At 50.5% G+C, this 24,916-nt stretch carries 23 protein-coding genes; 4 read left to right on the forward strand and 19 right to left on the reverse strand.

The annotated features are described in order from the left end of the window. Positions 1 to 226 precede the first annotated feature (226 nt). The 16 genes from I0P70_RS11090 to I0P70_RS11165 all read right to left on the reverse strand — a co-directional run bounded on the left by I0P70_RS11090 (position 227) and on the right by I0P70_RS11165 (position 15,343). A complete protein-coding gene (locus I0P70_RS11090; RefSeq protein WP_196117714.1) occupies positions 227 to 610 on the reverse strand; it encodes a hypothetical protein in 384 nt (127 codons plus the stop codon). A 140-nt stretch (positions 611 to 750) separates the two neighbouring features. Continuing rightward, positions 751 to 1,479, reverse strand: a complete 729-nt coding sequence (locus I0P70_RS11095; protein ID WP_196117716.1) for a VIT1/CCC1 transporter family protein — start codon at positions 1,477 to 1,479, stop codon at positions 751 to 753. Between the two features lie 178 nt (positions 1,480 to 1,657). Next, entirely contained in the window at positions 1,658 to 2,599 is a 942-nt protein-coding gene (locus tag I0P70_RS11100) for a sterol desaturase family protein (protein WP_230392129.1), read from the reverse strand. 110 nt (positions 2,600 to 2,709) lie between these two features. Then, positions 2,710 to 3,342, reverse strand: coding sequence for a TlpA disulfide reductase family protein (locus I0P70_RS11105; RefSeq protein ID WP_196117718.1), 633 nt, complete (start codon positions 3,340 to 3,342; stop codon positions 2,710 to 2,712). A gap of 89 nt (positions 3,343 to 3,431) precedes the next feature. Further along, complete coding sequence (locus I0P70_RS11110; protein WP_230392130.1) at positions 3,432 to 4,310, reverse strand: DoxX family membrane protein; 879 nt, start codon at positions 4,308 to 4,310, stop codon at positions 3,432 to 3,434. Between the two features lie 164 nt (positions 4,311 to 4,474). Then, complete coding sequence (locus tag I0P70_RS11115; protein ID WP_196117722.1) at positions 4,475 to 4,837, reverse strand: hypothetical protein; 363 nt, start codon at positions 4,835 to 4,837, stop codon at positions 4,475 to 4,477. 55 nt (positions 4,838 to 4,892) lie between these two features. Next, positions 4,893 to 6,155 carry an MFS transporter gene (locus tag I0P70_RS11120; RefSeq protein WP_196117724.1) on the reverse strand — a complete coding sequence of 421 codons (1,263 nt, stop codon included), beginning with the start codon at positions 6,153 to 6,155 and terminating at the stop codon, positions 4,893 to 4,895. An 89-nt stretch (positions 6,156 to 6,244) separates the two neighbouring features. Further along, positions 6,245 to 6,658, reverse strand: a complete 414-nt coding sequence (locus tag I0P70_RS11125; RefSeq protein ID WP_196117726.1) for a DUF6691 family protein — start codon at positions 6,656 to 6,658, stop codon at positions 6,245 to 6,247. Between the two features lie 105 nt (positions 6,659 to 6,763). After that, on the reverse strand, positions 6,764 to 7,321 hold the full coding sequence (locus I0P70_RS11130) for a YeeE/YedE family protein (protein WP_196117728.1): 558 nt from the start codon (positions 7,319 to 7,321) through the stop codon (positions 6,764 to 6,766). Between the two features lie 92 nt (positions 7,322 to 7,413). Then, complete coding sequence (locus I0P70_RS11135) at positions 7,414 to 7,743, reverse strand: rhodanese-like domain-containing protein (protein ID WP_196117730.1); 330 nt, start codon at positions 7,741 to 7,743, stop codon at positions 7,414 to 7,416. Positions 7,744 to 7,903: 160 nt separating this feature from the next. Beyond that, the gene (locus I0P70_RS11140; RefSeq protein WP_196117732.1) at positions 7,904 to 9,316 is read right to left on the reverse strand and encodes a rhodanese-like domain-containing protein; all 1,413 of its coding nucleotides are present in this window, start codon (positions 9,314 to 9,316) and stop codon (positions 7,904 to 7,906) included. Between the two features lie 122 nt (positions 9,317 to 9,438). Further along, entirely contained in the window at positions 9,439 to 10,302 is an 864-nt protein-coding gene (locus I0P70_RS11145; RefSeq protein ID WP_196117734.1) for a sulfite exporter TauE/SafE family protein, read from the reverse strand. A 467-nt stretch (positions 10,303 to 10,769) separates the two neighbouring features. After that, positions 10,770 to 11,417, reverse strand: coding sequence for a Crp/Fnr family transcriptional regulator (locus tag I0P70_RS11150; RefSeq protein ID WP_196117736.1), 648 nt, complete (start codon positions 11,415 to 11,417; stop codon positions 10,770 to 10,772). Positions 11,418 to 11,535: 118 nt separating this feature from the next. Then, entirely contained in the window at positions 11,536 to 12,873 is a 1,338-nt protein-coding gene (locus tag I0P70_RS11155) for a rhodanese-like domain-containing protein (protein WP_196117738.1), read from the reverse strand. A 153-nt stretch (positions 12,874 to 13,026) separates the two neighbouring features. Beyond that, positions 13,027 to 14,436 (reverse strand): porin, encoded by a 1,410-nt coding sequence (locus I0P70_RS11160; RefSeq protein ID WP_196117740.1) that lies wholly within the window; start codon positions 14,434 to 14,436, stop codon positions 13,027 to 13,029. Between the two features lie 64 nt (positions 14,437 to 14,500). Then, positions 14,501 to 15,343, reverse strand: coding sequence for a universal stress protein (locus I0P70_RS11165; RefSeq protein WP_196117742.1), 843 nt, complete (start codon positions 15,341 to 15,343; stop codon positions 14,501 to 14,503). Positions 15,344 to 15,591: 248 nt separating this feature from the next. Between I0P70_RS11165 and I0P70_RS11170 the strand changes: the two genes are divergently transcribed. Both I0P70_RS11170 and I0P70_RS11175 read left to right on the forward strand, forming a co-directional pair. Further along, positions 15,592 to 15,801 (forward strand): hypothetical protein, encoded by a 210-nt coding sequence (locus I0P70_RS11170; protein WP_196117744.1) that lies wholly within the window; start codon positions 15,592 to 15,594, stop codon positions 15,799 to 15,801. 6 nt (positions 15,802 to 15,807) lie between these two features. Next, a complete protein-coding gene (locus I0P70_RS11175; protein WP_196117746.1) occupies positions 15,808 to 16,317 on the forward strand; it encodes a DUF2243 domain-containing protein in 510 nt (169 codons plus the stop codon). Between the two features lie 81 nt (positions 16,318 to 16,398). Here the strand turns inward: I0P70_RS11175 and I0P70_RS11180 are convergent, their stop codons facing one another. Next, positions 16,399 to 17,277 (reverse strand): patatin-like phospholipase family protein, encoded by an 879-nt coding sequence (locus tag I0P70_RS11180; protein ID WP_196117748.1) that lies wholly within the window; start codon positions 17,275 to 17,277, stop codon positions 16,399 to 16,401. Positions 17,278 to 17,518: 241 nt separating this feature from the next. On the opposite strand from I0P70_RS11180, the gene I0P70_RS11185 reads away from it, so the two are divergent. After that, entirely contained in the window at positions 17,519 to 21,529 is a 4,011-nt protein-coding gene (locus I0P70_RS11185; protein ID WP_196117750.1) for an Ig-like domain-containing protein, read from the forward strand. Between the two features lie 6 nt (positions 21,530 to 21,535). Next, positions 21,536 to 22,525: a type IX secretion system membrane protein PorP/SprF gene (locus I0P70_RS11190; protein ID WP_196117752.1), complete on the forward strand. Its 990-nt coding sequence runs from the start codon at positions 21,536 to 21,538 to the stop codon at positions 22,523 to 22,525. 11 nt (positions 22,526 to 22,536) lie between these two features. On the opposite strand, the gene I0P70_RS11195 is transcribed toward I0P70_RS11190, so the two are convergent. Both I0P70_RS11195 and I0P70_RS11200 read right to left on the reverse strand, forming a co-directional pair. Then, a complete protein-coding gene (locus tag I0P70_RS11195) occupies positions 22,537 to 23,787 on the reverse strand; it encodes a GAF domain-containing sensor histidine kinase (protein WP_196117753.1) in 1,251 nt (416 codons plus the stop codon). A gap of 3 nt (positions 23,788 to 23,790) precedes the next feature. After that, on the reverse strand, positions 23,791 to 24,873 hold the full coding sequence (locus tag I0P70_RS11200) for a COX15/CtaA family protein (protein WP_230392131.1): 1,083 nt from the start codon (positions 24,871 to 24,873) through the stop codon (positions 23,791 to 23,793). Between the last annotated feature and the right edge of the window lie 43 nt (positions 24,874 to 24,916).

A 24,916-nucleotide genomic window follows, 5' to 3' on the forward strand; every position in this document is an offset into this window, starting at 1 on the left:
CGCTCCCTGACGGCTATTAAGACAGCGACAGAAAGCATCAGCCGCTTTACAGCGTGTAAAGGGCACCAAAAGCTGCGTAGCCTAAGCGAGCAGCTGGATTATAGGTTGTTGTAAGATGTAAGTAAGGCTGAGGGACAGCAGGGGCTATACCGGCAGCCGCTTGGGCCAGGTATGCGAGCTGTTTCGAAGCTGGCTCACTCAAAAAGAATGGGAATGGGGTAGCAGCCTAGGGAGCCTGGGGCTGACTGGAAGTGTAGAAAAATTGGCAAAAGAAGTTGTCGCCGGGCGCCCGCGCAGCGTAGGGCGGAATTGCCTTTTGACCTGCAAACCAGATACCAGATGCTTTGGAAGCCGTGGCTGCGGGCTGTAAACTGATCGTCAGGGTGGAGGCTGTTCCTTCCTCGGCCAGGTATAGCACACCCTGCTGCAGACCAGGGCTGTTGAGTTCACTGCTTAGGGATTCGCCCTGGGCGGTGCTGGCAGGGTTAGACTGAGTTACCGGATCGCCATAGGCATAGCATGCAGTGCCATGGAGCAGAACGGCCCAGAGCAGAGCAAGCGACACCATTAAATGTCTCAGGAAGCGGTATTTAAGCTGAACCAGGGCCATAAGCAACCGCAAATATACTACTATTTGTGAGGCAACTAGCGAAGCTGAAATTTTAATTTACAGCCTTTTATCGTTCACCCGTTTTTACAAAGAATCAGCCCAAAAACCGACGGGCAGAGATTTTGCCACAGGCCCGGATTTTACATAAAGACACTTTGCAGCACATCGCCTACAAAATAAGCCAGCATAGCAGCCAAACCGCCAAGCAGCAGTGTTTCGGCTATACCTGCCATGATGTTCCGCTCGGTTACAATGCTTTTAAGAGCACCTACGATCGTCATGGCGATACCCGTCAGGATGCTGGAGTAAAGGAAAAGTTCGGCTCCTGCTATACCTGAATCGAGTCCAGCAATGATGTAGGCCAGTAGGGGAATGGAGCCCACCACAATGAAGCTGATAAAGGTAACTGAAGCCGTTTTAATAGGGGTTTTGTCGTCCTGGGTCATCTCCAGTTCTTCTTTCATCATGGTGTCCACCCACACATCTTTGTCAGAAGTAATGACCTCGACTACCTGGTTCAGCAGCTCGCCCTTAAAGCCCTTGGCTTCGTAAATTTCCCGGACTTCTTGTTTTTCTATATCGCCCAGGTTATCAACTTCCCAATACTCGCGGGCTTTGTGACGGTCAAAATTGTCGCGGGCTGCCTTGGTGGAAAAGAAGTTGCCGACTGACATGGAGAAACCGTCCGCAATCAGGTTGGCCAGCCCGAGGATGATTACAACCGCTATACCCAAGTTAGCACCTTCAGCTCCTGCCACCACGGCAAAGGTGGTAATGGCCCCGTCTATACCCCCGTACACAAACTCTGAGATATATTCTTTTTTGAAGAATAGAATTTTGTCTTCCGCCTGAATTTCGTGGTGCAACATAGGGGAGTGTTGGAGTTTGAGGATTAGAAAGTTAACAATAAACTGGAATATTACAGCGCTCGTTTGGATAAGTCGCCTCCTGTGCGAATCATTCGTGCCATATGAGGCCAGTTATAAATGGGCCCAAAGATTAACCACCAGCAAGCGTTTCGCTCAAACTGAAGTGATACTTTATACCTCAATCCTGCGAAACTGCTTCTTCAGCAGGTATAAGTTTAGACTCTGTCTGTGATACTGCTTCCACGGGTGTAACTACCCGCTCTTTGAAAGGATATACCTGTTGCTCTATAAAGGACTTCGGGTAATGCTCAACCTCCTCAAAACCGAGCTCAATATCACGCCCGTCTTCCGGCATGTAAGCCGTGCCGAACAGGTAATCCCACAGGCTCAGGCTGATGCCGTAGTTAGCGCCGTAGCGGTGTGGCATGTGCTTGGCGTGGTGCCAGATGTGCATTTGGGGGTTGTTGAACAGGTAACGCAGCGGACCCAGTGGAAGGTGCAGGTTGGAGTGGTTGAAGTGACCGATGGCCGTGGCGAAAATATGCACCAGGAAAAAATCCTGAATACCGAAGCCGATCATAGCCAGTGGAATGTACTCCAGGGTGCGGTAAACCACGGTTTCGCCCCAATGGAAACGCAGGTGCGCCGCAAAGCCCATTTGCTGCACCGAGTGGTGTACCTTGTGGAAACGCCACAGAAAGTCGGAGCGGTGGAGGAGACGGTGCACGTTCCACTGAATGAAATCGCGCAGTACAAAAAGTGTGAGCAGTTGCGCCCATACCGGCCAGGACTGTATCTCAAAAGACACCAGGTTCTGAATGCCGAACAAGCCCAGGAAATCATTGAAAGCCTCTACACCGATATTCGAAATGGCATTGAAACCAATCAGCGAGAACAGGAAAAAGTTGAAGAACATGTAGAAGCCGTCGAGCCAGAAATCCTGCCGGATTACCGGTTGTCCCTTGCGCCAAGGCAGCACGACTTCAAGCAGCCAGAAAAACAGCGACAAGCCCACCAGCCAGTAGAAATAGTTGCCCCAGCTTGGGTACAGCATTTCACGCCACAGGTAATTGCCGTAGTCTGAAAAAGAGCTTGTGAAGATGTTCCAGTATTTTTCCATGCAGCTTTACTTGCAATGAATTGTCCAGGAAATTTGTTCCCGGGGATTTGATCTTGTAAGTATAAAAAAATAGCCGACTATATGTTTGGAACCGGCTATTTTCAGTGTATTTATTTCGAGAGCCCCTGTAGAAACTCGCGCACTTCTTTGGTGTCATATTCGGCCATACCTTCCTGCTTGGCTACGATCTTACCTTCCGGTGAGATGATGAACGTGGTAGGTATAGCGGTGCTGTAAAACTCCTGCGGAAACTGGCTGGCTGGCATGTATACTGGGAAGGTATAGCCCTTCTTGTCGATAAATTTTTTCACCTTGTCCATGCCCCCTTCATCTACCGACAGCATCACAAAAGCGACTTTATTCGGGTCCATTTTCTTATACAAACTGTGGATGTTTGGCATCTCGGCAATACAAGGCGGACACCAGGTTGCCCAGATGTTCAGGAAGATGACCTTGCCCTTCAGACTTTCGAATGCTACGGTTTTACCATCAAGGCCTACCATCTTGAAGCCGGCACCTGCCATGGGTGCCCCTGCAGATGCATCAACTGTAGTTTCGGTTGGGGTTTTCACAACCTCATCTATGGCCGGCACATCCGCATTTTTTATACCTGTTGCCAACAGGATGCGCTGCACCTGGCCGATAGCTTCGGTATGCAGACCTGTCAGGTACAGGATGCCGAAAATGCCGAGTGTGATCGCCCAGCCAGGTATATTCTTGATTGAAAATTTATTCTTATCCATGATATTGTTTTTTTTAATAGAAGTCAGTTTGTGCGAATCAGATCAATTTTACTGAGTCGCATATAAATCTACACTTTCTTGTTCTAAGCTTATAACTCTACAGTGGTATAGCCTTGTTCCTGCAGGTCGAACATATAGGTCAGGCCGTTCGGAATCACTTCCATACCGTCTACCAGTGAACCCGCGTCGATGTTGAACTGCTTAAGAGACATCCCGCAGACGCGGTAAGTGATGCCAGCCGCTTTGCCTTTTTCAAATTCACCGGCCAGGTTACTGCCTTTCACAAATGCCTCCACAGACTTACCACAGGCCATCACTACAAAACTTTCCCGCTGGTAGCGGCTATCCTGTGTGATGGTTTCAGCTGTATTTACAGCAGCTTTCAGGTGGTTAGGCTGACTGATCAGCACTGCGTATTTTTTGCCGTTAGTCTCTGCTGCTGCGGAGGCTGTAGTACTTTGGGCAGTTGTCGTGCCGGTAGCACATGAGCCGAGGAACACCAGCATACCCAATGCCAGCATGGCAACATAATTACTGTTTATTTTATTCTTTTGAATTGATTTCATCTGATTGTTTTGAAAAAATGTCTGGTCTAGCCCATAGTGGACGGCACCATTCACAATGAAAAACAGGAGCATCCCGATCAGGGCAATGTTCTTGAACAATGGTCCGGAACCTTCGGCACCCACCTGCACGGTAAGCGTGATCGGAATCAGGATGGCCAGCAGTAAAGCGGCCGCCAGTCTGGTTTTAAAACCCGCCAACAGCATAGAGCCTCCGATAAGCAAACCCACACCCGACAAAATAATCAGGGTTTCGGCGGGTGCTATCCAGGTAGCCAAACTGGCAAAAGGTGCCTTTTCAAGTCGGGCGGCTGCACCGGCAGTTTGAAGAATGTGATTGAAACCAGCCAGGATAAAGATCAGGCTACCCATGATGCGGAGCACCAGGAATGATATTTTTTGCAAAGGTGTATTTTCCATAATAGCGTTAATTTTCTTAAAATAATCGTCGCAGCAGAATAGGGAATGCCTATCGCCTTGACTTGTCGAATAAGACACAGCCCGGCAGGTATAGCACAGGTGCATACCTGGTATCTGGTTGACTGTATCATCACAAAGCATTCGATATGTTAAGAAAATCGCGGTGGGTCTGGATCAGCCCCCAGACTAGGGGCCAGAAGTTTAGGAGGGGAGAGGAGTCTAAACTGCTGCCTGACTGAGGAAGTAGAAAATAAATCTGACTGTGTGTCATGCACCACAGCGAAGAGCTGCTGGCCACAGTCGATCGTGACATTGGCTGCGTTCTTTTGCTCTGAATGTGTCTGGTGCTTCAGGCATTTCTTCGCACAGGGGCGCTTGAGTTTTTTATGACTATCCGCTGCTTTCAGTTCGCTTTTAAGGGCACAGGCCATTCCGTTCGCAGGCTTATTTGGCTGGGCCAGCGTAAAAAGGAAAAGCATAGTGCTTAAAAGAAGTAGCAGATAGTTGTTCATAGTTCGTGTTTTGCCAGCAGGTATAACTGGCCGGTACTCACGTAAATTTACAAATTTAAGCTTTGGCCACCAAGCTGGTCCCGCACTCGGAGCTGTGCCACAAGAGCTTTTTGGTGCAGCACATCCGTATCTCGGAAAGTATACCTGCCCCAACGGTCAGGATGGCCGTGCCCAATAGTACAAATTCCACGCCAAAGAGGTCACTGAAAACACCCGCCGCTACGGCTCCGGCCACATAGCCAAAGTCACGCCAAAAACGGAAGATGCCCAGGCTCTGCGGACGCTGCTCGGGGTGCGTATTTTCGGCCACGACTGACAGGAAGTTAGGATATACCAGTGCCGTACCAACTCCCAACAGTACCAAAGCTGCGATGACAATTGCGTAGGCCTGGCTGAAGAATAACATGCCGATGGCCACGCCCTGTAGCATCATGCCAATGCCCAACAACTGTTTCTTGCAAAGTACATCACCCAATTTGCCCGTCACCAACTGCCCGATACCCCACACAGCCGGATATATACCTGCCAACAGACCCACTTGCTGTAAGGTATAGCCTTTGCTCATGAGCAGCACCGGCAGCAAGCCCCACAGAATACCGTCGTTCATGTTATTGACAAAGCCGCTCAGCGTGACAGAACCCAGGTTGGCATGGCGCCAGGTCGTGTCTTTCCAAACGTTGCGAAGTAGCGGTATGCTGGTCTGTGCCGTCTCCGTTTTAACGTGTGCATGTGTATCGCGCACCAGGAACCAGGTCAGGAGCAAACCAATAATCGAAAAAGCGATACCTGGTATAAAAGCGTAAGTGACTTCCCCTGTTGAGGAGGCGATATAGCCGGCCAAAAACGCCACCAGACCGACAGCCAGGTAACCGGCAAACTCGTTGATGCCCATGGCCAGTCCGCGGTTTTTCTCACCCACGAGGTCAATCTTCATGACCACGGTAGCCGACCAGGCTAGGCCTTGGTTGATACCAAGCAGTAAGTTAGCAAAGACCACCCACCACCAGTTATCCGCATAGAGCAGGAGCCAGGGCACAGGCAAGGCAAAGAGCCAGCCAATTAGCAGCAGTTGCTTTCGGGTGAAACGCAATGTGAGCCTGCCCATCATCATGTTGGCAATAGACTTAGCCAGACCGAAGGCCACGATAAACGACAGAAGCGCCGTGTGTCCGCTGATACCGAAAACCGTTTCGGCAAACTCAGGTATAACAGAGCGCTCCAGTCCAACCATGGCACCCACAAAACCGTTGATCAGCACCAGCAGCCAGAACTGCGTGGCGTTTTCTCTCAATCCAAGTTTTGTATCTGTAGTCGACATGGTCAGTATATTTTTCTAAACATGCGTGAAAGCCTCTGCCTCAGGTAGAAAGCTTACAACGCATTTTCAACTATTAGCCCAATTTCTTCTTAATGTGGCAATTTGTCTTTGATGGCACCGTACAGATACGTACCTGCCAGAGCACCGCCGATGGCGATAAAGATCGCCCAGTAGCTAAAGCCCACGTTGACGAACATCGGACCCGGACAAGCCCCAGTCAGCGCCCAACCCAAACCGAAGATGGTACCGCCGATGATGTAGCGCGGAACAGACATTTCCTTCGGTGTAAATACGATCGGGTTGCCCTGGAAGTCGCGCAGATTGAACTTCTTGATCACCAGCGTGGCAATAGTGCCCAGCACGACAGCCGTACCGATGATGCCATACATGTGAAAGTCCTGGAAGCGGAACATCTCCTGAATACGATACCACGAAATCGCCTCCGACTTACTCATCACGATGCCGAACAAAATGCCGGCTATTATAAACTTTATACTTTTCACTTTTCTAATGATTAATGACGAATGATTAATGAATAATTGATGAAAATGGACAAGTAATGAATAATGCTGGATACTTATTAATCATTATTCATTACTCACTATTCATTAAAAGATTAAGGGTAGCAGCACATAGGTGGTGATCAGTCCGCCGATGAAGAAGCCGATCACGGCGATAAGCGACGGCAGCTGCAGGTTGGAGATTCCACTGATGGCGTGACCAGAAGTACAGCCTCCGGCGTAGCGGGCACCGAATCCGATTGCAAATCCGCCTAGCAGCAGGATCAGAAATCCCTTGAGGGTGAAGGCAGCGCTTAGGCTAAAGATTTCCGTGGGCTGCATACCGTCAGGGGCAGAGATACCCAATTGCTGCAGGTCCTGGATGGTGGCCTGGGAGATCTGCACCGGCTCGCCCGAGGAGAGGAACTCCGCCGAGATAAAACCGCCTATGATGGCACCTACCAGGAACAGCAGGTTCCAGGACTGAGAGCGCCAGTCGAAATCAAAAAACTTAACCGATTTGCCGGCGCCGCATGCCGAGCAGATGGTGCGCAGGTTAGCCGAGAAACCAAACGACTTGCCGAAAAACAACAGCAGCACCATGACAAAAGCGATCACGATACCCGAGGTATACCATGGCCATGGTTGGCTTATAAACTCTAACATATTTTTAATCTATTTAGTAATTGGTGATTTAGAGAGAAAGCAGGGAAGGAGCGAGGTCGCGTGCCCCTTCCATAGCTGCTTTTAGATTTTTATTAGTTGTTTGGCCAGGCACCGATGCCTCCTGCGAGGTTATAGCACTTGAAGCCCTGTGCGCTCATCAGATCGCAGGCAGATCCGCTGCGGTTGCCGCTGCGGCAGAATACGAAGTACTCTTTGTCTTTGTCCAGTGAGCCCAGTGCATTCTGGAACTGACCTGTGGTTACGTCCAAATTCTTCGCGCCTTTGATCGTACCAGAGGCAAATTCACCAGCGGTTCGTACATCCAGCAACTCAGCTTTGGCAGCGCTCTGGAATTTTGTTTTGAATGATTTTCCGTCCAGGTTTTCGTAGTTCTTGGGGGCGGATTTAAAGATATTGAACATGGCTTTTATGCGTTTAATGTTTGTCTTATTTCAATTTACTATACAAAGGTACAGGTATCATAAAACAGGTTCAGTGACTTTGGTCACGCAGCATGGAAGGGCCTTAAAATAATCAGGGCCAGCTTGTGACTGGCCCCGATCAAACTAAACTAAACCAAAATTACTTCAGTGTAGAAGGGCAAACGTATGCCGTTCTAGGTATAGCTGTCTCAGCAATGGCCTTAAATCCACCTTCAACGTTCACCACATTGTCGAAGCCTCTTGCCTTCAGGATAGAAGCTGCAATCATTGAGCGGTAGCCACCGGCGCAATGTATGTACATGTCCTCGTTTTTCGGCAACTCAGCCAAGTGGTCGTTTAGGTAGTCCAGTGGCGCATGCTGGGCTGTTTCTACGTGCTCGGCCTGGTACTCGCCCGGCTTGCGCACGTCTACTACTTTGATGCTGTTGTTTTGGGCGTAGTCCGCGGCAAACTCAGCTGCAGAGATAGACTTGATCGTGTCCACTTCTTTGCCAGCTGCTGCCCAGGTTTCGAAGCCGCCTTGCAGATATCCCAGCGTATTGTCGTAGCCTACACGGGCCAGTCGGGTCACTACTTCTTCTTCACGGCCTTCATCAGCGACGAACAGGATGGGCTGTTGTACATCCGGAATCAGGGCGCCTACCCAAGGGGCAAAGCTGCCGTCGATGCCGATATTGATCGAGTTCGGGATAAAACCAGCTGCAAAAGTTTCCGGCTTGCGTGTGTCAAGTACCAGCGCACCCGTTTCGTTCACAGCAGCCTCAAAAGCCTCCGGCGACAGTGCCTGCTGGCCTTGCGTCAGCACGTCCTCGATGTTGGCATAGCCTTCCTTGTTCATCTTCACGTTCATCGGGAAGTAGCCCGGAGGAGGCAGCAAACCGTCTGTTACTTCTTTCACAAACTCTTCTTTCGTCATGTCGGCACGCAAGGCATAGTTTGACTTCTTCTGGTTACCCAGCAGGTCAGTTGTTTCCTTGCTCATGTTTTTGCCACAGGCAGAACCAGCACCGTGCGCAGGGTATACCACCACGTCATCCGGCAAAGTCATGATCTTGTTGCGCAGCGAGTCGAACAGGTGTGCGGCCAGTTGCTCTTCCGTCAGATCAGATTTCACGGCCAAATCAGGACGCCCTACGTCACCGATGAACAGTGTGTCACCAGAAAATATCGCTGTTTCCTTACCGTTCTCGTCGAGCAGCAGGTAAGTCGTCGACTCCATGGTGTGACCCGGTGTGTGCAGCACCTTGATGATCACATTGCCCAGTTTCAGTTCCTCACCGTCAGTGGCAATATGCGCTTCAAAAGTAGGTTGCGCATTAGGGCCAAAAACGATCTGGGCACCACTGGCTTTTGCCAGGTCCACGTGACCCGAAACGAAGTCGGCGTGGAAGTGCGTCTCCAGTACATATTTAATCTTTGCGTTGGCCTTTTCAGCTTTCTCCAGGTATGGCTTGATCTCGCGCAGTGGGTCTACAATAGCTACTTCGCCATTGCTCTCGATGTAGTAAGCACCCTGTGCCAAACATCCGGTATATATCTGTTCTACTTTCATGGGTATTGAATTTTGAATGCTGTATTTTTCAGGTTGAAAGGTCACCTGCTTATCCGATGACCATACAAATATCTGAATATAATCAGCGTGACACAGTGACATTGGTCACGCAAGTGATTTTTTTAGAAGAAAAGCTCTTTTCCGATGATATACACCCCCATCACCAGGACGAACCAACCAAAAGCGGTTTTAAGTTTGTCGGCGTGGATCTTAGCCGAAAGAAAAGTGCCTACGAAGATGCCAACAATCGAAATAGCTGAGAAAATACCCAGGAACATCCAGTCGATCTCGTAGTTGAAAATATCGCCAATGAATCCGAAAAGCGACTTGGCCGCGATGATCAGAAGGGAGGTACCCACGGCCATCTTCATGTTGAGTTTACTAAAGAGTACCAGCGCAGGGATGATCAAAAATCCACCGCCAGCACCTACCAATCCGGTGAGCGTACCTACTACCAGACCTTCGGCCAGAATGCCACCATAGTTGAATTTTGGCTTTGGATGCGCTGTGCCATTTCCTTCCACATCAATTTCCGTGTCGATGTTCTCGTCTACTGTATCTACAGGATCAGTGGGTGCTGTGGCAGGTGCTTTCTTCTTCCTGATCATGCTGATGGAGGCAAACACCATAAGCCCGGCAAACAGTAGCATGAGCATGATACCCTTAGTGACCATGAAATCGCCAACCGAAAAGATCTCCTCAGGTATGGCCGGCACCAGGTAGCGGCGCGTCAGGTATACGGCTACAATAGAAGGTATACCAAACACCACGGCTGTCTTCATGCTGACAAGCCCGTTTTTGTAGAATTTGTAAGAACCCACCAGGCTGGTAAGCCCCACAATAAAAAGGGAGTAGGCAGTTGAGATAACGGGACTCAGGCCGATCAGGTATACCAGTACCGGCACCGTCAGAATAGAGCCTCCGCCCCCAATTAGTCCAAGAGAAAGCCCAATCAGAAGGGCCGCTATATAACCTAGTATTTCCATTGATTATGTCTTTTGTTTTGTAACCTGGTACAAAGGTAGGGAGGTTATAAACTGACTTCAGTGACTAGTATCACAGAGGGAAGGAAGTTTTAAAGTTTTAGAGTTTATGTTCGTAGGGACAGGTCGCGACCTATCCGAATCGTGCACCGAACTCCCTTCTGCGGGTAAGGCTGTTTCATCCTTGAAAACGAGTTAAAACAACAGTGTCATTCTGTAAAGAAACTAGATTGAAATAGAGTGCCCTTACCCCCGGGAGGTTAAGCTTAAACTAAATGCTACCAAGATTCTTTCAGGATGACAAAAGAAACTGATTGTTATGGTCTTTCTATTAAGAAGTGGTAGAGTAGGTTATTTCTGCGCAGACAATCACATGCAAGAATTATATCTTTTAAGTGATTCAGAACTTATACCTTCCCGTCGCATAGACCAGCTTTTCGCACGGACAGGTCGCGACCTGTCCCTACAGACTAAACTACCTCCAGGTCATGCACTTCAATGTAATTTCGATGCAGCGTAATAGCACCGGTTTGCTCCAGTTTTTTGAGGAGGCGGGAGATTACTTCGCGGGAACTGTTGAGCTCGAGGGCGATCTGCTGGTGGGAGAGGCGGATCTCTTTGCCGCTTACTTTTACGTGGCGCTTGAGGTAGAACAGGAGGCGTTCATCTAGGCCTTTGAAGGCAATGCTGTCGAGTGTTTGCAGCAGTTCCTCGAAACGTTGGCGGTAAGAGGCGATCACAAAGTTGTGCCAGCTCTTATACTTGGCGAGCCACTGCTCGGAGAGGTGTGAGGGAATCAGAATGACTTCTGCTTCTGTTACAGCTTTGGCCATGATCTGGCTCTGCTCGTCACGCGCGGTGCACATCATGGACATCGCGCAGGCGCTGCCAGGCTCGAGGTAGTACATCAGGAACTCATTGCCTTCATCGTCTTCGCGGTATACCTTGAGCAATCCACTCAAAAGCAAAACCGTAGAGCGGATGTACTGGCCGGTGCGCATCACCTCTTCTCCTTCCTCCACTTCGCGGATGGCGCTGTGTGCAAGTATGTCATCGAGTAGCGACTGTTCAAACTGCGGGAATTGCTTGATGATGTCTTCTTTCTGCGGTATTTCCATAGTTTAGTATACGTATCGTAAAGGATTGAATAGATTTTAAGGTATAGCAAGTATAAAGCAAAAAACCAGTGCAAGCACTACATGTGCCTGCACTGGTAATTATTAATTTACAAGACGCTTATTTGAAGTCGTTTACGGCTTCGCTCAGGTCAAGTACTTTGGTGTCAGGCAGCGCTGCCTCCACAATACTGCTGCCTGCCGCAGAGCGGTAACCACCTGCACAGTGTACGACTATTGGCTTGTCAGACGGTATCTCCTCTGCACGCTCGCGCAGCTCTGGAAGGGGTATGTTGATGGCTTTGTCGAAGAACTTGCCACCTTTCACTTCCGATGCGTTGCGGATGTCCACGATCGTATACTGATCCTGATTTTCCTTGAACTCGGCCACGTCAATCACAGGTGATTTCTCCTCGGCAGCCTCGGTCTGCACAAACGCTCCTTCGATCAGCAATTCGTATCCGATCTTAGAGGCCTTTTGGATCAGGTCGTTTAACTCTTCTTCTGTTTCAGCGATCAGGTAGTAACGCTCGTCCGGACCAACAATACTGCCCAGCCAGGTTTCAAACTTACCGCCGTTCTGGATATTGATCGCCCCTTCGAGGTGACCTTTTTTGAAAACCTTCTCGCTGCGGCCGTCTACAATCACAGTACCTTTTCCAGGCTTGAAGTTTTTCTCCAGTTTCTTCACCTTGTTCAGGCTTGGCTTATAAGCTGGAGCACCTTGTTTGTTCAGTCCCACATCGTAGCCGAAATATTTAGGTATAAATGGCTGGTCTTCGGTAAGCACTTTCACAAACTGGTCTTCGCTCATTTCCTGCAGGGCGTAATTGCTCATTTTCTCTGCACCAATGGTGCTGCTGTTGGCTTCGCTCAGGCCTTTACCGCAAAGTGTTCCGGCTCCGTGCGCAGGGTATACCAGCACATCGTCGTCCAGCTTCATCAGCTTCTCACGTGTACTGTGATACATCTGGCGGGCCAGCTCTTCACGCTTGGCCGTGATGTTACCAGCACTCTCGCGCAGGTCTGGGCGGCCTACGTCACCAATGAACAGCGTATCTCCTGTGAACACTGCCTTGTCCTTGCCTTCGTGCTCCAGCACAATGCTGATGCCATCAGGTGAGTGGCCAGGGGTATGGATAGATTTCAACCTCACGTCACCAATCTCAAGCACATCGCCTTCGTCGAAAGTTTTGTGGGGGTAGTCTGCACCCACCATGCTGTGGGCATAGATAGTCGCACCTGTTTTCTCGTGTATTTCCAGATGCGAGCTCACAAAGTCAGCATGCGGGTGTGTTTCGATCACGCCCACGATTTTCGCCTTGTTTTTCTCTGCGTAATCGTAATAGGGCTGCGGATTGCGAGCCGGGTCTACCAACACGATTTCAGCAGTTTTTTCACTCAGTATGGCATAAGCGTAATGTGCTAAGCCTTTGTCTTCGAACTGTTCTATTTTCATGGGTTTTGGGTTTTTATATTTTATGTTTTCAGAAACCAGTAATGGATTTCTAATTGCTGATACAAAATTAAGGTATACGTTGGCCCCGTACAGTGATGTAAGTCACATAGCGTTAATCTCGGGTAGATTGTTGTTTTTTTGAGTTAGTTATACTTAGAAAGTGATCTGCGTTACAAAATTGATGTTGTGAAAATTGGTGTTGTAGTACATATCCTTTAGCGGAATGTCCATGTCCGGAGAGGTCCTGCCAATGTAAAGTAAGCGGAAACTGAGCCCATCCAGTACAGGCTTCGATGGACGGTAGTTCAGGTCAGCGACCCAGCCCCAATAGGACATCGCGCCATATTTATTATACCTGTAATCATTCGGTGCCGGGAGCCACGACTTGGCCAATGCTAACTCTGACGTAAAGTTTCCTGACCATTTTTTGCGGGCCTTGGCCACGAACAAATCTGATTTGCCAACACCCTCCAATCGTCCTCTTGAAATAGTCGCAAAAAACTGCTCTCGGCCCCATTCCCTTGGAAACAGGAAGCGACCGTCCCCGTCAATGTGCAGGTAGTTGAGCGACAGATGCAGATCCTCTGGTTCGTAGGCCAGTATACCACCAGCCAGCCATTGCTTCTGGTCCGGGAAGTATACCTGCGTGCTTTCAGGGTTGCCGCCGTCACCGATCTGGAACTGGTAGAGTCCCTCTATACCTGCCTTTACCTGTGGCGCTACTTCTACTATCGCTCTGCCATAACTGTTGTTGGATACATTTTCAATCCAGTAGTTCCATGCTTCGGCCTGGAGTTGCTTACTGGGATTTAGCTGCAAACCAGTCACAACCACACCTTTGGTATGCGTGTGGTGTGTGCAGGCAGATGGGTTGCCAAATTCATCTACTCCGGGTGAGAATATTCCGATTGTTTCGCCTGCCTTAAACCACTCCACAGTACTTCGGGGAGAGAAATGATCAAACCAGGCCAAAGTGAAAAGTCCTTTTCCCTGAAGCGGCAGCTGCACTTTTATACCCTGAAATGAATAGGGCTTCATGCGTGTGTCCTGTGGGTTCATCAGGGGGGAAGCAAAGCTGAAGCGACCCACCTTCGCCCGAAGCTTTGCGGAGTTATACTCCAGGTATAGCTCGTCCAGACGGTCCAGATCCGCTTTGTTGTGGGGATCTTCTATATCGAAAAGCTCCAGCTCTAATTTCGGGTGTTTTTCAGAGATGAAGTCCCTTTCCCAAATATTGGAGGAGAACAGGTTATAAGTAAATAATCCGGCAAAGCCGAAGCGGAAGCCATGCAAAGAGGCGGTTTTGTACCCGATCTCTGCTCCGATGGCATTGGCGTAATTGTCGGAGAGGGAGCCGTGGTTGAACGTGGCCATAAAGTAGTTGCGCACGTGTCCCTCTACTTCTCCTTTAGTGAACAACTCTTTTACACTCTTTATCTGCACAGTGTCTGCTTCCAGTCCAGAGCCATGCTTTTGTTCAGCGGCATGATGTTCCTGAGCGGTAGCGCTATTCCACCACAAAGCGCTTAACAAAGCGGTTGCAAGCGCAAGTTTTATTTGCATAATGTGATAATCGTATGGTCCCGGGAGAGGTATAACTCTCCCGGTTTAGGTAAGTGAAACTATTTTAGTTGAGGTGATAGGTAAGGAGCGGCCGGATGCAGTGGTTCACAAGCGTCTCGGCGATGCTGCCGTAGAAAATGTGGCTGAAACCCTTGCGGCCATGTGTGCCGATCAGCACCAGGTCCATCTCTGACTCCTGGTTGAAATTGCGCACGCCTGCCGGCACTTTATCGTCACTCTTAAAGTGCAGTTCGTAGTTCTGCAGTCCCAGTTCCTCCGCAAAGCGCTGCATGCTGGCTTTGATCGAGTCCAGCTTCGGTGCATCCCCCTTGTCAATGATCTGCAGGAGGTGCAACTGGGCACCAAACAGCTGCTGCAATGTCTTGATGGTGTTGACAGACTGCTCAGGCTGTTTCTCGGCCGAGAAATCTGCTACCCACAGGATGTTTTGAATCGGTGTGATAGTGGCATCCTTCTGGATCGTGATGACAGGTATATGCGTATGGCGCACCACGTGCTGCGCTTCTGAACCGGAGAGGCGCTCGAACCAGCCATCAGCCCCCTCGGTGCCCATGATGATCAGGTCAATCTGCTGCTGCTCGGCATACCTGGTCAGGCTGGTAGTCAGGCCGCCATATATCACTGCGCTGGTGAAGTCCATATCAGCCTGCTTCCTGAGCTCGTCAAACTGCTGCTTCGCCTTTTGTTCCTGGGCATACATCTTTTCTCTGTCGATACTTTCAGAGGAGTCCGTGGTGCCGGCCCACTCGGCAGCATTCACCTGAATCACATGTACCAGGTGGAGGTTGAGAGGAGTTTTCTCCAGCAGGAGGTTCAAAAACTGCAGGGCCTTGAATGATACCGGTGTGAAGTCTACGGGCACCATGATGTTGAGTGTCTTTTCCATTGTCTGTTGCTTGCTTATCGTTTGTGTCGCTTTATGATAGCTTGTATGATTTTGTGTCAATTGACAGTACAAAGATCTTCAGCAGAAAGGCGACGTTCAGTGACTATGGTTACATAAGCCCGGATTTTTGAGATAATGCTGCATGACTGGACAATAAGAGAAAGGGAAAAGGCTTTGTAAAGCAACTAAAGTGTAATAAGGCAGGTATATGCATGCAGAAATTGATTTGATTTTAACAGGTATAGTGCATGATGAAGATCCCTGGCTTACTCGCTCGCCTGACCTTATTATTTCTGTTTATACTGCTGAGTAGCGCAACAGCCCTTGCCTGCACCACCTGCAACCAGCCTCTGCAGGCGGCTATCTTCGATGAAAGCTTTCTGAAACTTTTCTTTTACATGCTGCTGCCTTTTCTGTTCATCGGAGCAGCGGTGTATCGGCTGAACAAACTCAAATAACAAGCTATGAAAAGACAAATACCCATCGAAGAAGTGCAACCTGTTCGTACTGGTCCGTTGATCGCAGCAGCTACCCTGATCGGTATTGGGATGGGCGGCTTTGTGGACGGTATCGTCCTGCACCAGATCCTGCAGTGGCATCAGATGATCTCGGCTAAATTACCTCCTGACACGCTGCTGAATAAAGAGACCAACATGTTCTGGGACGGGATATTCCATGCCTTTACCTGGCTCACGACGGCGCTGGGCATTTACTTGCTTTGGCGGGTGGTATACGAACGCAAATCAGTACTTTCCAACCGGATTTTTGGAGGCAGTCTGTTGCTTGGTTTTGGCATTTTCAATATCGTGGAGGGCATCATCGACCACCACATCCTGGTGCTGCACAACGTGCGTGAGATCAGTACGAATCAGTCAGCCTGGAACTTCGGTTTTCTGGGAATTTCTGTGGTCATACTGATTGCCGGTTGGATGCTTATACAGCAGGGCAGGCGAGAGGTGCAGGTAAGCTCCTAGCGTAAGCTATTGAATGCAAACTTTTCAGGTATGGAATGAGCCGCTGGCCCTGTATGAGCTTTGGTAAACTGTGCAAGTGTCTTAGCTAAGCTGCAGCAAAGCCTTCCGGCAGGTTTCACGTCCCAGTTCGATCTGGCTTTTGGCTTTGTAAAACTCAAATATCGAGCAGGAGTTCGCTGGTATTTCTACCAGTACATCCGGCGGGTAGGCCTGCAGCATTAACCTGGTCAGCCGGTCCTGTGTCATGTGGTAGGTCAGCAGTAAAAGCTCTCTGAGAGAGTAATCTGAAAGTGGCGAAGCTTCACCGGACGTGCTCTCCGTGTCCTGGCCTGTCCGGTGCAGCCATTTCCAGAGGGCTGATACCGCTTCGGGGCTTTCATTCACTTTTTGCATTGGTTTTTCTTCGAGTGGCGGGCCATTCAGGTTAACCGCCAGCACTATTTCATCGGTGTTTTTCTGCACCAGGTTGAGTGGGAGCGGATTGAGTACGCCGCCGTCCACCAGAAACTGCCCGTTTTCGAGCACGGGCGTAAAAACACCGGGTATTGCAATGGAGGCCCGCAAGCCTTTGTAGAGGTCACCGGAAGTATAGTGTACCTCTTCGTTTTGGAGCATGTCGGTGGCCACCGCTGTAAAGGGTACTTTCAGTTTTTCAATCTCCTGCGGACCGGTCACTTCCCGCAGCAGGTTAAACACCTTTTCGCCCTTGATGAATCCCTGGCGGGTAAAGGTGAAGTCGAGCAATTGAAAGACCATGCTTCTGGTCAGGGTAAGTACCCAGTCCCTGTAGGCCTTGTTGAACCCGGCCGCATATAAGCCGCCTACCACAGCTCCCATTGAACAACCCACTACGCTGACAATTTCAAAGCCCTCTTCTTCAAGCACTTCTATAACGCCAATATGGGCAAGTCCGCGGGCGCCGCCGCTCCCGAGCACCAGGTGTACCTTCTTCTGTTCCATGTTGGGCCAAGATAATGTTTTTTGCCCGAAGTGCTCTTTTCTGACTCCTCTTTGGTCCAAAAATGGTCCCTTTGAGAGTTGCTCTACACAAGAAATAACTGACAACTGACCCTCCTGGCAACGAGTATCACTATATATTCTGGTCCAATTACTCAACCTGTCAAAAAGTTTTTCGTTTAGCTCTCTGAACTTGCATAACATCGGCTCTGCAAGGTGCTCAATTACGTTTCTTTTAATTTCTATGGATAAAATCTACTCGTTCAGTTATAGAGAACAGGCCAGACTTATACTTTTTACAGTACTTCTTATAGCAGCGGCACTTACAGGATCCAAAAGTATAGCTGCTCCAAACGTATTTTTTGCCACAGCCCCTGCTGCTGTCAAAGCACAGCCCTCCCTTGTTGGCGCCATCACCGTTCAGTGGAATGCCGTGACGGGTGCAAGCAGCTACGTGGTGGAGCGGTCGCTGTTTGCAGGAGCTGGATTTCAGGAGCATGCCACGGTGCCTGTTACAAACGGAAAAAACATCTATACCTACCGCGACACGGGTCTGGGCTACGGCGAAACCTATTACTACCGCGTAAAGGCTGTGACCAGTTCAGGTGATTCTCCCTGGAGTAGTCCGGTCAGCGCCACCACGCATGCGCAAACCAAGAATTTCAACATCATGCCGCTCGGCGACTCCAATACACACGGCACCGTGTCAAGTGACGAACGACCTGATTCGCAGCGCATATCGTACCGCAAGCAATTATATGATCTGCTGATGGGCATAAACGCCCGCTTTACCTATGTGGGGAGTGAGCGCTCCGGCAGCGAGTTTTTAGCCAATGACCAAAATGCAGGTTTCTCCGCTGCCCGCACAAACGACATCCTGGACCTGCTGCGTACAAGCAGCTACCGCAACCAGATGGGAGAGCAGGTGTCGCGCGGAACAGGCACCTACCTGGACAAGTATAACCCCGACGTAATCCTGCTGCACCTGGGCACCAACGGTGGCTTTTACGGCCTTTCTGATGATGACCGAACCATCGGGGAAATGGCATCCATACTGGATGAAGTAGATGCCTATGAGGCACGGGCAGGTAAGGAAGTTACGGTTGTGCTGGCCCTGATCATCAATCGTATTGAAGATGCCAACTCGCCCGGCACCTCCGAGCTGACAAGCCGATTCAACCAACGCCTGAAAACAATGGCTGAGAACCGCATCCGCACACGCAGCGACCGTGTGATTGTTGTGGACATGGAGCGGGAAGCCGGGCTAAAGTATGCATACTGGTGGACGGAAGCCCAGGGCGACATGCACGATCTGGTGCACCCCCATACAACGGGTTTTCAGAAAATGGCGAATCAATGGTTCAAAGTTTTGAATCCGCTCATGAAACCGGCCAGTACGGCTTCCAATAACCCTGAGACCTCCATCACCAAAAAGCCAAACGAGATATCGAACAGCAGGTCTGCCTCTTTTGAGTTTGCCAGCAACAAGAGCCCGGTGTTCTTCGAGGTGAGTCTGAACGGCGGCGACTATGAAGCTGTGAGCAATCCCTATACCTTAAACAATCTGGCCGACGGGCGCTATACCTTGTCGGTGCGGGCCGTAGATGCAGCCGGCCGGAAAGACGCCACACCGGCAACCCATACCTGGACCATCATTACAGAACCTCCGACACCACCTACTTTTACAGCAGTCACAGAAGACCGCGGTCCGGTTAGTAATGACCGGGTGACCTCCGACAACACCATTCGTCTGTCAGGTAAGGCGCAGAGCGGCGTGGAGGTAACTGTGCGTGAAGTAGAGCGGGGTGAATTGGGCAAAGTGAAAGCAAATGAAGCCGGCGATTGGTCCTTCAACTACGAGGGGACCACACTGCCAGCCGGCGTATATCGCTTCACAGCCATCGCCACTGATATTGCGGGCAATGTGAGCAAGGTGAGCAATACCTTTACGGTGACCATCGACCTGACCCGGCCGGATATTGTGATCAGTACGGAAGCCAAAGCTCCCGTGCGGGAGGCTTTTCAGGTACAGCTTAAGTTTACGGAGGAGGTATACGGACTGGCTGCCGGCGATATCACCGTCACAGGTGGAACTGTGAGTGATCTGAAAGAAGTAAATAAATCCACGTATACTGCTACTATTACGCCACCCGCCAATGGCCAGGGTACGACAGCTCTTAGTTTGGCGGCCAACAAAGCAACTGACCTGGCTGGTAATGGCAACACGGCTTCTAATAAGCTGGAGATCGCCTATGACCTGAAGCGGCCGAAAGTCACGCTGAGCGCAGATGCCCCACAAATTGTGAAGGCTCCTTTCACTGTTAGGTTTATATTTGACGAAGCGGTAACAGGCTTTGTGGCGGCTGACATCAGTGTGCAGAACGGCTCGGCGGGCAACCTGAAATCCGAGAGCGCCACGGTTTATACCGCGACGATCAGCCCTGCAGCTGACGGGGAAGTCGTGGTTAGCCTGGCAGCCAACAAAGTGACTGACGAAGCCGGCAACGGCAACGAAGCTTCTGCCGAACTGAAGCGGCTCTATGACGTGGCGCCGCCAACAGTAACATTGTCCACCACAGCAGGCAACCTCAGCAATGCGGCTATACCTGTTACAATCACTTTCAATGAGCCTGTTACGGGACTTGCCTTAAACTCCTTCAGCGTAACGAACGGCAAACTGAGCAGTTTGCAGAAACAGGATAACACGACCTACACCGTGCAGCTGACACCCGATAAAGACGGGGAAACAAGTTTGCAACTTGCCGCTGACAAGGTGGAAGACCAAGCCGGCAATGGCAATACGGCATCAAACGTTCTTAAACGCCAGTACGATGCCACACCACCAACTGTAGCCCTTAGTACAGATGCCTCCGAACTCACCAACGAGCCTTTCACTGTCAACTTCCGCTTCAGTGAAGTGGTAGAAGGCTTTGCGGTAGGCGACATCACAGTGGCGAATGGCACAGCCAGTGAGTTCAGCAAAACAGGCGATCAGACGTACAGCGCCGTGATCAAACCAGCAGCCGATGGCCAGGTAACGGTGCGTGTAACGGCGGGCATGGCGCAGGATGCGGCGGGTAATCCAAACACTGCTTCCAATACCCTGGGTATACAGTATGACAGTACGCCACCGGCTGGCTATGCTGTGGCTTTCTCTACAGACAAGGTGGAGCATAACAACCAGCAGAATATTTCTTTCAGTGTAAGAGGAGCAGAGCAGGGGGCCACATACTTCTATACCATCAGCAGCGACAAGGGCGGCACGGATGTGACAGGCACCGCCAGTACGACGGCAACCGCCTTCGATGTACAAAACCTGGATCTGAGTGGTCTGCACGATGGTACGCTCACACTTATTTTTTACCAGGTGGATGCCGCCGGTAACAGAGGTGCGAACGCCGTGGCTGAGGTAGTGAAAATGACGAAGAATATTGTGATGGTGAGTAGTCTGGAAGCGATCTCCGTCCCGTTCCGAACTGCATTTGAGGACCTGCAACTGCCTGAGCAGGTACAGGTGCGCTATACCAATGGCGAAGAAGAAGCTCTGGAAGTGGAGTGGCAGCCCGGCAATTACAATGGAATGGAAGCCGGCTCCTATACCTTAAGCGGGGAACTGGTGCTCAAGCCGAACACTACCAATCAGGACAACCGCAAGGCCAGTATCACAGTCACGGTGGAGCCAAACCAACCGCCAACTGCCATCGCTCTCAGCCACAACTCCTTTCAGCCTAATGCTAAGCCGGAAGATGTGCTGCTGACTTTCAGCACCACCGACCCCGACGATGATACGCATACCTATGCCTTGGTGAGCGGAGAAGGAGACAGCCACAACGGCTACTTTGAGCTGAGAGATGATCAGCTATACCTGAAGTCTAACGAGGGGCTGTCGGGCATTCGCAACTTCAATATTCGGGTGCGCACTACTGATCCTTACCGAAACAGCTTTGAACAAACTTTCACCCTAAACAAGGAGGTATACCAGCCAGCCAATCCGATCAAACTGGTGAACGCTTTCTCGCCGGACAACGACGGCATCAACGATACCTGGACCGTTCCGGAACTCAAATTCTACGATGAGATCAGCATACAAGTATTTGACCGGGCAGGCAGGAGACTGTTCCACACCACCAACCCGGAGCAGGGCTGGGACGGTCGTAGTCAGGACGGACAGGTGAAAGAGGGTTCTTATTTCTATATCATCGAGGTGAAGGATATCAACCTGGTGCAGAAGGGTGTATTAACAGTACTTAAGTAAGTTTTCATGAACAGATTATTCGTAACAGCTATATTATTACTCACCATCACAGGTCTGCAGGCGCAGAACCGGAAGTACATCAGCAATTTTTCAGCTTACCAGCACTTCTACAACCCTGCACTGACAGGTAGTGAAGGCTCCATGCTTCGCACCTATTACCGCAACCAGTGGACAGGATTTGAGGATGCCCCCAAGACGCTATTCTTTTCAGGTGAGCTGGACATGGCGGATATGAACAAAACCACGGATCGTACCCGTCACTATCAGTACCGCGACTCGCGCAGCAATTACATGGGTGCCCGCCATGCCTTTGGCCTCATCGCACTGCAGGAGCGCTTCGGCCCGACAAGAGAGACGCAGCTCGGCCTTAACTATGGCACCGGGGTGCGGCTTTCACAATCACTTAGTCTGCGCTTTGGCACATCGCTCACCTTCAATAATTTCCGGCTCGACGGCAACAGCCTGGTGGTGGACAACACAGGCGACCCGCGCTACCAACACGTACTGGGCGACCAGAACAGCATGAGTAAATTTGACCTGAACCTGGGTTTTGCGCTGGCATCCGCAAACTATTACCTTGGTTACGGGATGCAGGATATTACCAGGGGCCATTTTATGAAAAGTAGCGACAATTTTATGAAGGATGTCTATACCCGCAAGCATATTGCGCAGGCCGGATTTCGCACCGCCATGTCAGATCGTTTCGGGCTGATTGTGAATGGCCTGTACCAGTATGATGAACAGCTAAAAGGCACAGTCGAAGGACAGGTGAAAGCAGTGTATAACGATATGCTATGGGCAGGAGCGGGCTACCGCAACGACCAGGCATTCCATGTGGGGGCAGGTCTGCACTACCGCCAGTTCCGCATCACCTACGCCTACGAAAGCCCGGTACAGGAAGCACGCTCGATCAGCCGTTCCACTAACGAGATCGGCCTGGCCTATACTTTCCGTCAGGCGAATCCAAATCAGCAGAGCGGGCCTACTTTCTGGTAATGCCCGATTGCCTACTGTGGCCGGGGAATCGGAATTTTAATGTCGAAGGCAGTGCCTTCCCCGGGTGAGGAAATCACTGTCATGCTTCCATGCAGGCCATCGAGCAGGTGCTTCACCAGTTGCAATCCCAATCCATAACCCTGCTCCCCTTTGGTGCCGGTCGTGGAGGAGGATTTGCCCTGCATCACACCACTTACCTGTTCTTCCGTAAGGCCTATACCTGTGTCACTTACCCGGATATGAAGCAGGGATTTGTTTTCGAGCTCTTCCAGCCTTAGCTGCACCGTCACGCTTCCCAACGGTGGTGTAAACTTGAATGCATTCGAGATCAGATTCCCGGTGATCTGCATCAGCCTTTTCTTCGGGAAAGGTCTGTCTGCCTGCATCGCATCGATCTCCACATCAAAAGTGATTCCTTTATCAGTAGCCTGTGGCTGATAGAGTTCCAGCAGACGTTCGCGCAGGGTGTTCAGGTTCAGCTCATTTTCACCCAGATCGGAAGTCTCATGTGCAGGGGCCTCCTCGTTCGCTGTCAGGATCTCGTCAGACAACTTAAGAATGGACTGGCCGCTCTTGTAGATCAGGTTCATGAAAGTCAGAACTTCCGGCAGCTTGTTTTTTTCTCCCTTTTTCAGGATAAGGTCTGCCAGTCCCACGATACCGCCCACAGGCCCTCTGATGTCGTGCGCCACCCTGCGGTTCAGCTGTCCGGCTTCTTCCAGTTTCTGGTGCATCGAATGTATAACCTGGTGCACGACCAGGCGGTGCACGATCTCGCCTGCAATGATCTTTAGCAGTTCTATTTTCTCAAGAGAGAGCTCCTTTATATTCCGGTCCAGTACGCAGAGTGTGCCGATGTTGTAACCCCGCTTCGTCCGGAGAGGCAATCCGAAATAGTACTTGAGGTCAGGATTACTTTTAAGACTCCGCAGATTCATGAACCGCTCATCCTGCATCAGGTCTTTGACCTCTAAAGGATCGGGTTGTGTGATGGCATACTGGCAGACAGAATCTTTTCGGGGTATATTGCCAGTCGGGAAACCATACCCTGCCACCGTCCACTGGGTGTAGGCGTCAAGCAGATTGACAAGCGATATCTCCGTGCCGGCCACATGCGCGGCCAGCCGCACCAATTCCTTGAAGCTATCGCTTAGATCGCCATAGTCAAGGTCGAGTTCTGAGAGATCAATAAGACGTTGAAACTCCTCGTGCTGTACAGTTTCCTGATCCGGCATAGGCTCAAGTATTTGAAGGTTGTCCATCTCTTAGTATTTACGCAGTACGCCAGCTGGTTCTGCCATTTTTCTTCTTTCCGGCATAATCGCTTCTGCTTTGTGCTGCAACTGATGTGCCACAAACAGCGCCGCCATAAATAGAATCGCTGCTACGACCTGGTGCAGCACACCCAGACTGATGGGAACCACCAGTACCAGGGTCGCTATGCCCAGGCCAACCTGCAGTATCGTGACAAGTAGCAGAAACCTCACCGCTGTCCTCGTGGTGCCCGGCAAGTCCTGCTTGCTTAAGTAGCTATAAAACAGCACTACAAAGATCAGTACAACAAATGCGAACCAACGATGCATGAACTGCACTGCTACGCCATTATCAAAGTATTGCACGATCGATAAGCCACTCAGGAAGCCAGGAAAGAACTCCCCCTGCATGAGTGGCCAGGTGTTGTAAGAAAAGCCCGACTTTAGTCCTGCCACAAAGGCCCCGAGCACAATCTGGATCAGTATAGCGAACACCAATAACCAGGAGAGGGAGCTGTAGGCTCTTAGGGCAGGGGACTTCTGCCTCACAGGTGCCACCAGGTCAGCAATGGTCCAGAGAATGACACCGATCAGCAGCAGAGCAAGTGTCAGGTGCGCGGCCAGTCGGTAATGGCTCACGTGCGGCATTTCACTCAGGCCGCTCATCACCATCACCCAACCCATCACGCCCTGGGCCATACCGAGCAGCAGGATGAAAACAAGGCGCTTCACCAACCAGGGTGCCAGCATTTTGCGGTACAGGAAATACAGGAAAGGTACAATGAAAACGATTCCGATGATGCGGCCCAGCAGGCGATGCAGGTATTCCCACATGAAGATCTGCTTGAAGCCCGAGAGTGTCATGCCGAAGTTCAGTTTCTGGTACTCCGGAAACTGCTTATACTTCTCAAACATAAGGAGCCACTCGCTTTCAGAGAGCGGAGGCAGCGTGCCTGAGATCAGGTTCCACTCGGTAATGGAAAGGCCGGAGCCAGTGAGGCGGGTGATGCCACCGATGACCACCATGGCCAATACGAGCACAATGCCGCTGATAAGCCAGAGAACAACAGGTATAGAAGCAGGTTTTTGATGCATAACATGGAAAAGAACAAATATCCATGTTTTTGACCTGTCAGAA

This window comes from Pontibacter sp. FD36 (genome assembly GCF_015686655.1).
In the GTDB taxonomy this organism is placed as follows: domain Bacteria; phylum Bacteroidota; class Bacteroidia; order Cytophagales; family Hymenobacteraceae; genus Pontibacter.

Coding starts and splice junctions, on each gene's coding strand:
- I0P70_RS11090 (WP_196117714.1), bottom strand. CDS start 610: ATGGCCCTGGTTCAGCTTAAATACCGCTTCCTGAGACATTTAATGGTG.
- I0P70_RS11095 (WP_196117716.1), bottom strand. CDS start 1,479: ATGTTGCACCACGAAATTCAGGCGGAAGACAAAATTCTATTCTTCAAA.
- I0P70_RS11100 (WP_230392129.1), bottom strand. CDS start 2,599: ATGGAAAAATACTGGAACATCTTCACAAGCTCTTTTTCAGACTACGGC.
- I0P70_RS11105 (WP_196117718.1), bottom strand. CDS start 3,342: ATGGATAAGAATAAATTTTCAATCAAGAATATACCTGGCTGGGCGATC.
- I0P70_RS11115 (WP_196117722.1), bottom strand. CDS start 4,837: ATGAACAACTATCTGCTACTTCTTTTAAGCACTATGCTTTTCCTTTTT.
- I0P70_RS11120 (WP_196117724.1), bottom strand. CDS start 6,155: ATGTCGACTACAGATACAAAACTTGGATTGAGAGAAAACGCCACGCAG.
- I0P70_RS11130 (WP_196117728.1), bottom strand. CDS start 7,321: ATGTTAGAGTTTATAAGCCAACCATGGCCATGGTATACCTCGGGTATC.
- I0P70_RS11135 (WP_196117730.1), bottom strand. CDS start 7,743: ATGTTCAATATCTTTAAATCCGCCCCCAAGAACTACGAAAACCTGGAC.
- I0P70_RS11140 (WP_196117732.1), bottom strand. CDS start 9,316: ATGAAAGTAGAACAGATATATACCGGATGTTTGGCACAGGGTGCTTAC.
- I0P70_RS11145 (WP_196117734.1), bottom strand. CDS start 10,302: ATGGAAATACTAGGTTATATAGCGGCCCTTCTGATTGGGCTTTCTCTT.
- I0P70_RS11150 (WP_196117736.1), bottom strand. CDS start 11,417: ATGGAAATACCGCAGAAAGAAGACATCATCAAGCAATTCCCGCAGTTT.
- I0P70_RS11155 (WP_196117738.1), bottom strand. CDS start 12,873: ATGAAAATAGAACAGTTCGAAGACAAAGGCTTAGCACATTACGCTTAT.
- I0P70_RS11160 (WP_196117740.1), bottom strand. CDS start 14,436: ATGCAAATAAAACTTGCGCTTGCAACCGCTTTGTTAAGCGCTTTGTGG.
- I0P70_RS11165 (WP_196117742.1), bottom strand. CDS start 15,343: ATGGAAAAGACACTCAACATCATGGTGCCCGTAGACTTCACACCGGTA.
- I0P70_RS11170 (WP_196117744.1), top strand. CDS start 15,592: ATGATGAAGATCCCTGGCTTACTCGCTCGCCTGACCTTATTATTTCTG.
- I0P70_RS11175 (WP_196117746.1), top strand. CDS start 15,808: ATGAAAAGACAAATACCCATCGAAGAAGTGCAACCTGTTCGTACTGGT.
- I0P70_RS11180 (WP_196117748.1), bottom strand. CDS start 17,277: ATGGAACAGAAGAAGGTACACCTGGTGCTCGGGAGCGGCGGCGCCCGC.
- I0P70_RS11185 (WP_196117750.1), top strand. CDS start 17,519: ATGGATAAAATCTACTCGTTCAGTTATAGAGAACAGGCCAGACTTATA.
- I0P70_RS11190 (WP_196117752.1), top strand. CDS start 21,536: ATGAACAGATTATTCGTAACAGCTATATTATTACTCACCATCACAGGT.
- I0P70_RS11195 (WP_196117753.1), bottom strand. CDS start 23,787: ATGGACAACCTTCAAATACTTGAGCCTATGCCGGATCAGGAAACTGTA.
- I0P70_RS11200 (WP_230392131.1), bottom strand. CDS start 24,873: ATGCATCAAAAACCTGCTTCTATACCTGTTGTTCTCTGGCTTATCAGC.